9 protein-coding genes are annotated in these 7,095 nt (G+C 50.6%); 8 read left to right on the top strand and 1 reads right to left on the bottom strand.

Annotated elements, in window-relative coordinates; all coding sequences use genetic code 11:
• The first annotated feature begins 143 nt into the window (after positions 1 to 143).
• Positions 144 to 233, top strand: a complete 90-nt coding sequence (locus tag ACTQ1N_RS03840) for an IS3 family transposase (protein ID WP_441954805.1) — start codon at positions 144 to 146, stop codon at positions 231 to 233.
• 172 nt (positions 234 to 405) lie between these two features.
• Here the strand turns inward: ACTQ1N_RS03840 and ACTQ1N_RS03835 are convergent, their stop codons facing one another.
• Positions 406 to 870: an Hsp20/alpha crystallin family protein gene (locus ACTQ1N_RS03835; RefSeq protein WP_441954797.1), complete on the bottom strand. Its 465-nt coding sequence runs from the start codon at positions 868 to 870 to the stop codon at positions 406 to 408.
• A 295-nt stretch (positions 871 to 1,165) separates the two neighbouring features.
• On the opposite strand from ACTQ1N_RS03835, the gene ACTQ1N_RS03830 reads away from it, so the two are divergent.
• The 7 genes from ACTQ1N_RS03830 to ACTQ1N_RS03800 all read left to right on the top strand — a co-directional run bounded on the left by ACTQ1N_RS03830 (position 1,166) and on the right by ACTQ1N_RS03800 (position 7,090).
• On the top strand, positions 1,166 to 1,543 hold the full coding sequence (locus tag ACTQ1N_RS03830) for a GntR family transcriptional regulator (protein ID WP_441954795.1): 378 nt from the start codon (positions 1,166 to 1,168) through the stop codon (positions 1,541 to 1,543).
• A complete protein-coding gene (locus ACTQ1N_RS03825; protein ID WP_441954793.1) occupies positions 1,513 to 2,385 on the top strand; it encodes an ABC transporter ATP-binding protein in 873 nt (290 codons plus the stop codon). The genes ACTQ1N_RS03830 and ACTQ1N_RS03825 overlap by 31 nt, the downstream gene beginning before the upstream one ends.
• Complete coding sequence (locus ACTQ1N_RS03820) at positions 2,382 to 3,005, top strand: ABC-2 transporter permease (RefSeq protein WP_441954791.1); 624 nt, start codon at positions 2,382 to 2,384, stop codon at positions 3,003 to 3,005. Before ACTQ1N_RS03825 ends, ACTQ1N_RS03820 begins: the two co-directional genes overlap by 4 nt.
• A 265-nt stretch (positions 3,006 to 3,270) precedes the next feature.
• On the top strand, positions 3,271 to 3,480 hold the full coding sequence (locus ACTQ1N_RS03815; protein WP_441954789.1) for a hypothetical protein: 210 nt from the start codon (positions 3,271 to 3,273) through the stop codon (positions 3,478 to 3,480).
• Between the two features lie 424 nt (positions 3,481 to 3,904).
• The gene (locus ACTQ1N_RS03810) at positions 3,905 to 5,173 is read left to right on the top strand and encodes an ABC transporter substrate-binding protein (RefSeq protein ID WP_441954787.1); all 1,269 of its coding nucleotides are present in this window, start codon (positions 3,905 to 3,907) and stop codon (positions 5,171 to 5,173) included.
• A gap of 133 nt (positions 5,174 to 5,306) precedes the next feature.
• Positions 5,307 to 6,272, top strand: a complete 966-nt coding sequence (locus ACTQ1N_RS03805; protein ID WP_441954785.1) for a carbohydrate ABC transporter permease — start codon at positions 5,307 to 5,309, stop codon at positions 6,270 to 6,272.
• Positions 6,269 to 7,090 (top strand): carbohydrate ABC transporter permease, encoded by an 822-nt coding sequence (locus tag ACTQ1N_RS03800; protein WP_441954783.1) that lies wholly within the window; start codon positions 6,269 to 6,271, stop codon positions 7,088 to 7,090. Before ACTQ1N_RS03805 ends, ACTQ1N_RS03800 begins: the two co-directional genes overlap by 4 nt.
• The last annotated feature ends 5 nt before the right edge of the window (positions 7,091 to 7,095 follow it).

The raw sequence follows: 7,095 nt of genomic DNA, 5'->3' as shown, positions 1-7,095 counted from the left end.
TTAATTTGCGGGGGTTTTTCTGTCAGGAAAACAATTCGCAGAAACAGTTACTTTTAAAGTGACTGACACATCTGTAGAAATCCAAAATCGGCGCGAAATAATCTGCCGGATGGGACATCATTTAATTTGCCGGACAACACTATATTCGCTACTATAACACAGAACGGATACAGCGGAAGCTGCACCTCATGACCCCTGTTGAATACCATGAGAACTATTATGTAGCGGCATAAGAATACCGCCAGTCGATCATTCGACTGGCGGCACAAAACTTTTTAATTATTCACTGTCCTCTTGACGGGTAGCACAGCAGAAACAGGGGCGGCTTTTCTAATCCGGATGCAGCTGCACCGGCCTGCACAGCCTGCTCTGTGATCCGGATGCAATTGCGCGATTCTCACGCGGTCATGCAATCTTGATCTGATGCTTCTGATCTTCGATCTGCTTTGCAGCGTCCTTCTTCGGAAGCTGAAGTGTCAGGATTCCATCACTGAATGCTGCATGTACATCTTCCTGCTTCATATCCTTGCCGACATAGAAGCTGCGGCTCATTGTACCGGAGTAGCGCTCGCGGCGGATGTACTTACCGTTCTTGTCTTTCTTGTCGTTGCCGACATTCTTCTTCGCGGAGATGGTCAGGTAACCATCCTTCAGTTCCACTGTCACGTCATCCTTCTTCACACCCGGAAGATCAACGGCGACTTCATAACCCTGATCCGTTTCCTTCACATCTGTCTTCATTTCACGAGCGGCCTTGTTGCCATACAGCTTCTTGTCAACGCGGCTCATATCCGGAAGATACGGCATGTAAAAATCATCATCAAACCAGTCATCAAACAGATTGTCATCAATAATACTCGGCATAAACATAAGTCATTCCCCTTTCTCTATATCCTTATCCAGGACCTAACTTATGTAACCGTTGTACTCGTGAACGCTTCTGCTTACGGGTTCCAGTTACAACTTCTTGTTCCTCCGGAATGAAGGAATTTCATCTGAGGAACTTCATTTCCTCATCTCCTTCGTTCTGGCTACGTTATAGTCCTTATTGTTAGCACTGTCAATAGGTGAGTGCTAATGTTCACAATATCGTCACAATTTTTTGAAACGAGGGATTGTAAATATCGTAATTACTGTATATACTGTATATAAAAGGAGGCGCCGGATGGAGATACTGCTTGATAACTATAGTGGGGTGCCGATCTACGAGCAGATATTTACACAGATCAAGGAGCAGATTCTGGACGGACGACTGAAGGCAGACGATCCGCTCCCGTCAATTCGGAATCTGGCGAAGGACCTGAGGATCAGTGTCATCACGACCAAAAGAGCCTATGAGGAGCTGGAGCAGGAAGGGTTTCTCTATAAAATCGCCGGAAAGGGCTGCTACGTCGCGAAACGGAATGAGGCACTCGTACGGGAGAATTATCTTCGGGAGATTGAGGAAAAGATGGATCAGATTCAGAAGCTGGCCTCTTCAGCCGGCCTGAACAAAGAGGAGGTACTTGAGATGTGGAATACGATGTGGGAGGACGAGGCATGAACGCAATCGCTGTCAGGAATGTCTGCAAGGCATACCAGAATTTTCAACTGGACCATGTTTCCCTGACACTGCCGGAGGGCACAATCCTGGGCCTTGTCGGGGAGAATGGGGCAGGTAAAACCACCCTGATCAGGCTGATTCTGAATCTGATCCGGAAAGATGAGGGAGAGATTCAGGTGTTCGGAAAACCGGACGCGCTGTCAGAACCGGCCATCAGAGAGGAGGTTGGCGTTGTTCTTGACGAGGTGTGTCTGCCTGCCCCGATGAAAGCATCGGAAATCGGGAAGATGATGGGGATGATCTATCAAAGCTGGGACAGTACGGTCTATGATCGTCTTCTGTCGAACCTGAGGATCCCGACAGACAAGCCGTTTTCTGATTTTTCACGCGGCAACAAGATGAAGCTCGGGATTGTATGTGCGCTATCTCACCACCCGAAGCTGCTGATCCTGGACGAAGCCACTTCAGGACTTGACCCGGTTGTCAGGGACGAACTGCTGGATATACTGCTGGAGTTCACGCGGGACGAGACACATGCGGTCCTGATGAGCTCCCATATCGTGAGCGACCTCGAGAAGGCCTGCGACTATATTGCTTTCCTCCATGAAGGCAGGCTGCTTTTGTCGGAGGAAAAGGACAGGCTGCAGGAGATGTATGGGAAGATTGTCTGCAGCAGGGCGGATTTTGAGAAGATCAGCCCGGGAGATATCATCGGAAAGCGGGATACCGGTTATGGTGTGGAATGCATTATAAAGAGGACGGACGCTGTCCGGGAGCTGAATGTTCAACCGGTGAATATCGAAGAGCTGTTTGTGATGATGGCAAAGGGAGACATGAAATGAGGGGGTTACTATATAAAGACAGGATATTAATGCTCAGACAGTTCCGGTATCTGCTGCTGATGGATGCATTGTTTCTGGTGATGGGGGTGATGCCGGGGAAGGGCAGCTACTGGGCTGTCTACGCGGAGCTGATGCTCAGTACATTTGCCGGAGCGAGAATCAGGGCAGATGAGGCGTCGGGATGGAACCGGTACAGCAGGCTCCTTCCGCTTTCAGGGAAAACCGTTGTCACCACGTACTATATTACGACCTATGTGACAACGCTTCTTTCGACAGCACTTTACACAGTGGCTGCGCTGATTGTCCGGTATGCGGTGCGCGGAACCTATCCGGTATTTCCGACCGTTCTGCTGATGGTGATTGTACCCAGCCTGATGGCGGTGATCTCGATACCGCTGACGCTCCGGTTCGGCTCCTTGAAAGCGCCGATTGTCCAGATGATTCTGATCGCGCTGATGGTCGCTGTTGGCGTGACCATCCTCGGGGAAGGGACGAATATGGCTATACAGATTCTGGAGGTGAACACAGCGTTGACCGCTACAGTCGCGCTGGTTGTGACTGCTGTGACGGCTGTCGTATCCTGGTTCATTTCTATCAGAGTGTATGAGCGCAGGGAGTGACACAGGGGCAGGACAGAACAAAGCTCAGAGCATGGCCGCTTCCAATAATCGACACAGAAAACGACGAATGCTGGAGTGCTCACTGAAAAAAGAATCAGAGATGGTTACGGGACGCTGAAAGCGCCAGCCCAGGGTTGGACTGGCGCTTTTTTATGGAAGGCGACCGTGTCCTACTCGATTGAGGTATTGAACCATATGCCCTGCAGAATACTCTATTAAGTGTGACAATGAAAGTACCGGTGCAGATACAATGCAGCAGCTTGCGTTGACACAGTTACTTGGCGGAGCTGTCATAGCAGCGACCTCAGGAAAACTTGCATCTATCTTCGAACACTTCTTCCGTACAAAGCAGGCGCAGAATCTGGTCCGGAACCAGATGAATGTCAAGGTGAGCGGACAGGAACACCATCGCTTTGATCTTGATAAGGACAGTCTGAAGATGTGGAAGAGCTGGGCGACGGAAGCTGGGAGCTGACAGTACCGGGTTCCAGGAGGCTCCAAAGCATTTCTATATCGCGACCCGGTTTGTCAGGGGTGGGGACCGCGTTCATGACAAGCCACCGGAGTATACAGATGAGGTAGAACTGGAGAAATAAAGCCTGAAATAATCCTGGAAGATTCTCAGCGTTAGACACAGCCGGAACGGCATGGAAGGCTTCATCGGGCGGGGTGAAGTGTCTGTGATCGTTCCGGTTTCGTTTGACGTTACAAAATCGGAGTCATTAAATTGTGCATAATGCCATAAAATAGAATCACTATTGACATGATTCGGGCAAAGTGATAAGAAGTATATAAGGCGTACGCGAGTACGCATTCTATTTTGGAAATATGCGTACGCGAGTACGCATACACAGAAACCGTCGATATCACCACAAACACTTCACAAAGGAGACAAGCGTATGAACAAACAGATTTGTAGTACAGTCCTTGCCGGGGCGATGACAGCATCCATGCTGCTGGGCGGAATGCCGGCGATGGCAGCAGAGACAGAAGCGGCAGCTTCGGATCCGATCACGATCTCGTTCTGGTGCAACTTCACCGGGTCAGACGGAGACGTGCTTCGTGAGATTGTCGATGACTATAACAAGACCAACACCGACAACGTAACGGTCAATATCGACATCATGGATTACCAGACGCTGCAGGCAAAGCTTCCGACTGCCGTCTCTACCGGGAATGGGCCGGATTTTATCCTCGCCGGGATCGAGCTGATGCAGCAGTACAAGGACAACGATATGCTCGAGCCGATTGATGATTTCTGGAAAGTAACCGGACTTGATTCATCGAACTTTACGGACAGTGTCCTGCAGAATTCCTATATCGATGGCAGCCAGTATGGGGTACCGATGCAGTATAACCTTCAGTATCTGTACTACAACAAGGATCTGTTTCAGGCAGCAGGGCTGGATCCGGAGACTCCGCCGACAACACTGGATGAATTCGCAGATGCGGCGAGGAAGACAACAGATGCCTCAAAGAAGCAGTACGGAATTGCATTTCCGACAGATTATCTGAATTATGTCGAGTTCCTCTGGGCTAATGGAGGCGATGTGATCAGTGAGGATGGGACGAAGAATCTGCTGAACTCTCAGGAGAACATCGATACACTGACATGGATGCAGAATCTGATGAAGGATGGGGTTTCTCCGGAGAGCCTCGGCGCGGCGGAGGCGGACACGATGTTCCAGGCCGGTCAGCTTGCAATGGAGATTAATGGACCCTGGAACATCAATGGTCTGAACCAGCTGGGGATCAACTATGGCATTACAGCGCTGCCGGCAGGCTCGGCAGGTGCATTTGCTCCGGCAGGAGGATGTGACTGGATGCTGGCCAAGGGTGCAAGTGACGAGACGCGGGCTGCAGTCTACAAATGGATGGCGCACTGGCTTTCTGATGAGGTGCTGAAGAAGTGGTCCATGGTAAACGGATTCCCGGTGTGGTCCAAGACACTTCTGGAGGATCCGGATATCAAGGGGAATGAGATTCTGACGGATGTTTCGAAGGCTTCCACGATCGGGCGTGACTGGCATCTGAGACTGGCAAGCGGAAGCCAGATTGATAACGATGTGATGAAGCCGATGATGGAGAAGGTTCTTGCAGGGCAGGATGTGAAGACCTGCGTGCAGGAAGCGTCCGATGCGCTTGATCAGGTGATTGCAGGAAAGTAATCCGGCAGACGGCAGTCTGCTGAATCACAAAGAAACACGCAGAGTGCGTGCATGTTTGAGCGCCGAAGCAGATCGCATGAAGAATCACGCAGACTGCGTGTATGTTTGAGCGTGCGCAGCAGGAGGAAGAGGGATGGCAGAACAAAGGATGATTTTGGAAGGACAGACTGAATGTGGAAGAGGAAGGCGATGGCCTGCGAAGAAATCTGGAAAACAGACAGGCACCCGGCGTTCCCAGAAACAGGCATACCTTTTTTTACTGCCGTCCCTTGCGATCCTCACCGTGTTTGTCTTTGTTCCGCTGATCGGTGCTTTCGGGATCAGTCTGACGGACATTAACATCTATATGAAAGGCGGAAGCTTTGTAGGGCTGGACAATTTCAGGAAGGCCTTTCACGACAGCCGGGTATGGAACGCAACCCTGAATACCTGTGTGTTTACCCTGTTTGAGGTGCCGCTTCAGGTGTTTCTGGCACTTTTCCTCCTGATGTTCATGATGAGGAACCGGCGCTTTGACAAGTTTCTGCGTTCGGTGTTCTACCTGCCCTATGTGTGCTCCATGACGGCCATCAGCATTGTGTGGTCCATGCTTCTGGATCCGAACTCCGGCATGCTTCCGTACCTGCTGTCGAAAGTTGGCATTCAGCTTCCAAACCTTCTGGGAAGTCCCACATGGGCGATGCCGACGGTCATCTTCGTGTCTGTCTGGAAATCGTTCGGGTATACCCTTACCATCTTGTCTGCTGCGGCGCTCGGCGTTTCGCCGTCTCTCTATGAGTCGGCGGAGCTCGACGGCGCAGGCAGATGGCAGCAGTTTTTCTACGTGACGATCCCTGGAATCCGGGATTCTATCGGATTCTGTCTCGTTACAACGCTGATCACGGCCCTTCAGGTTTTTGATCAGATCTATGTCATGACAGGGGGCGGACCGCTCTACAAGACGGAGACACTGGTCGGATATATCTACGACCGGGGATTTCAGACGGCACCCTTCAATCTGGGGTATGCCTCCTCGATCGCCGTCTATCTCTTCCTATTGATTGCGGTTGTGACTGCGGTCACACGCAGATATTCATTCGGACAGGACGATGAACTATGAAAAAAAGAAAATCACAGCTTCCGGGGGATATCCTTCTGGTGCTGATTATGATACTGGTTCTTTTTCCACTTGTCTGGCTGTATGTGTCTTCCTTCAAGTCAGACATTGACGTCATAAAATGGCCGCCGCACTTTTTTCCGTCCCGTTTTGTGACGGTACAGTACGCATATGTCATGAAGGCAATTCCGGTGCTCCGGATGCTGGTGAACACAGTTCTCTTCGCGGGTCTGGTAACGTTGATTTCGCTTGGGGTTGATTCGCTGGCGGCATACGCCTTCTCAAGGATGCACTTCAGAGGCAGGAAAATGCTTTTCAGCATCATCCTGCTCACGATGATGGTGCCATTTCAGGTCATCATGATTCCGCTCTACATGGAAGAGTACCGGATGGGGATTTTGAATACCATTGTCGGTCTTGTACTTCCAAGAGCATCCAGTGCCTATGGGATTTTCATGCTGACCTCCTTTTTCCGCAATATTCCGCCTTCCCTGGACGAGGCAGCCAGAATCGATGGAATGAGTGAATTCGGTATCTACAGAACCATCACCCTGCCATTGTCAAAGCCCGCCTTTGTCACGCTTGGAATCTTTCATTTTATGAACAACTGGAATGACCTCTTGTATCCGATGATGCTGACGAGCTCGGCGGAGAACAGGACGCTCTCTGCAGGACTGGCAATTCTAGTAGGAACGCACTCCATTAAGTATGGGCCGACGCTGGCGGCAACCGCAATTTCTGTGACGCCTCTTCTCATCCTGTTTTTTGCAGGACAGAAATTCTTTGTAGAGGGCATCGCGACATCCGGCATGAAGGAGTAAAAACG

Source organism: Porcincola sp. LCP21S3_C12 (assembly GCF_052118625.1).
In the GTDB taxonomy this organism is placed as follows: Bacteria; Bacillota; Clostridia; order Lachnospirales; family Lachnospiraceae; genus Porcincola.
The sequence above is the reverse complement of the archived record's forward strand: the minus strand, read 5'-3'. Positions and strand labels throughout refer to the sequence as shown.

What these genes read in the sequence shown, in the direction of transcription:
- ACTQ1N_RS03830 (WP_441954795.1), top strand. Translation starts at nt 1,166, where the DNA reads ATGGAGATACTGCTTGATAACTATAGTGGGGTGCCGATCTACGAGCAG.
- ACTQ1N_RS03800 (WP_441954783.1), top strand. Translation starts at nt 6,269, where the DNA reads ATGAAAAAAAGAAAATCACAGCTTCCGGGGGATATCCTTCTGGTGCTG.
- ACTQ1N_RS03820 (WP_441954791.1), top strand. Translation starts at nt 2,382, where the DNA reads ATGAGGGGGTTACTATATAAAGACAGGATATTAATGCTCAGACAGTTC.
- ACTQ1N_RS03810 (WP_441954787.1), top strand. Translation starts at nt 3,905, where the DNA reads ATGAACAAACAGATTTGTAGTACAGTCCTTGCCGGGGCGATGACAGCA.
- ACTQ1N_RS03805 (WP_441954785.1), top strand. Translation starts at nt 5,307, where the DNA reads ATGGCAGAACAAAGGATGATTTTGGAAGGACAGACTGAATGTGGAAGA.
- ACTQ1N_RS03835 (WP_441954797.1), bottom strand. Translation starts at nt 870, where the DNA reads ATGTTTATGCCGAGTATTATTGATGACAATCTGTTTGATGACTGGTTT.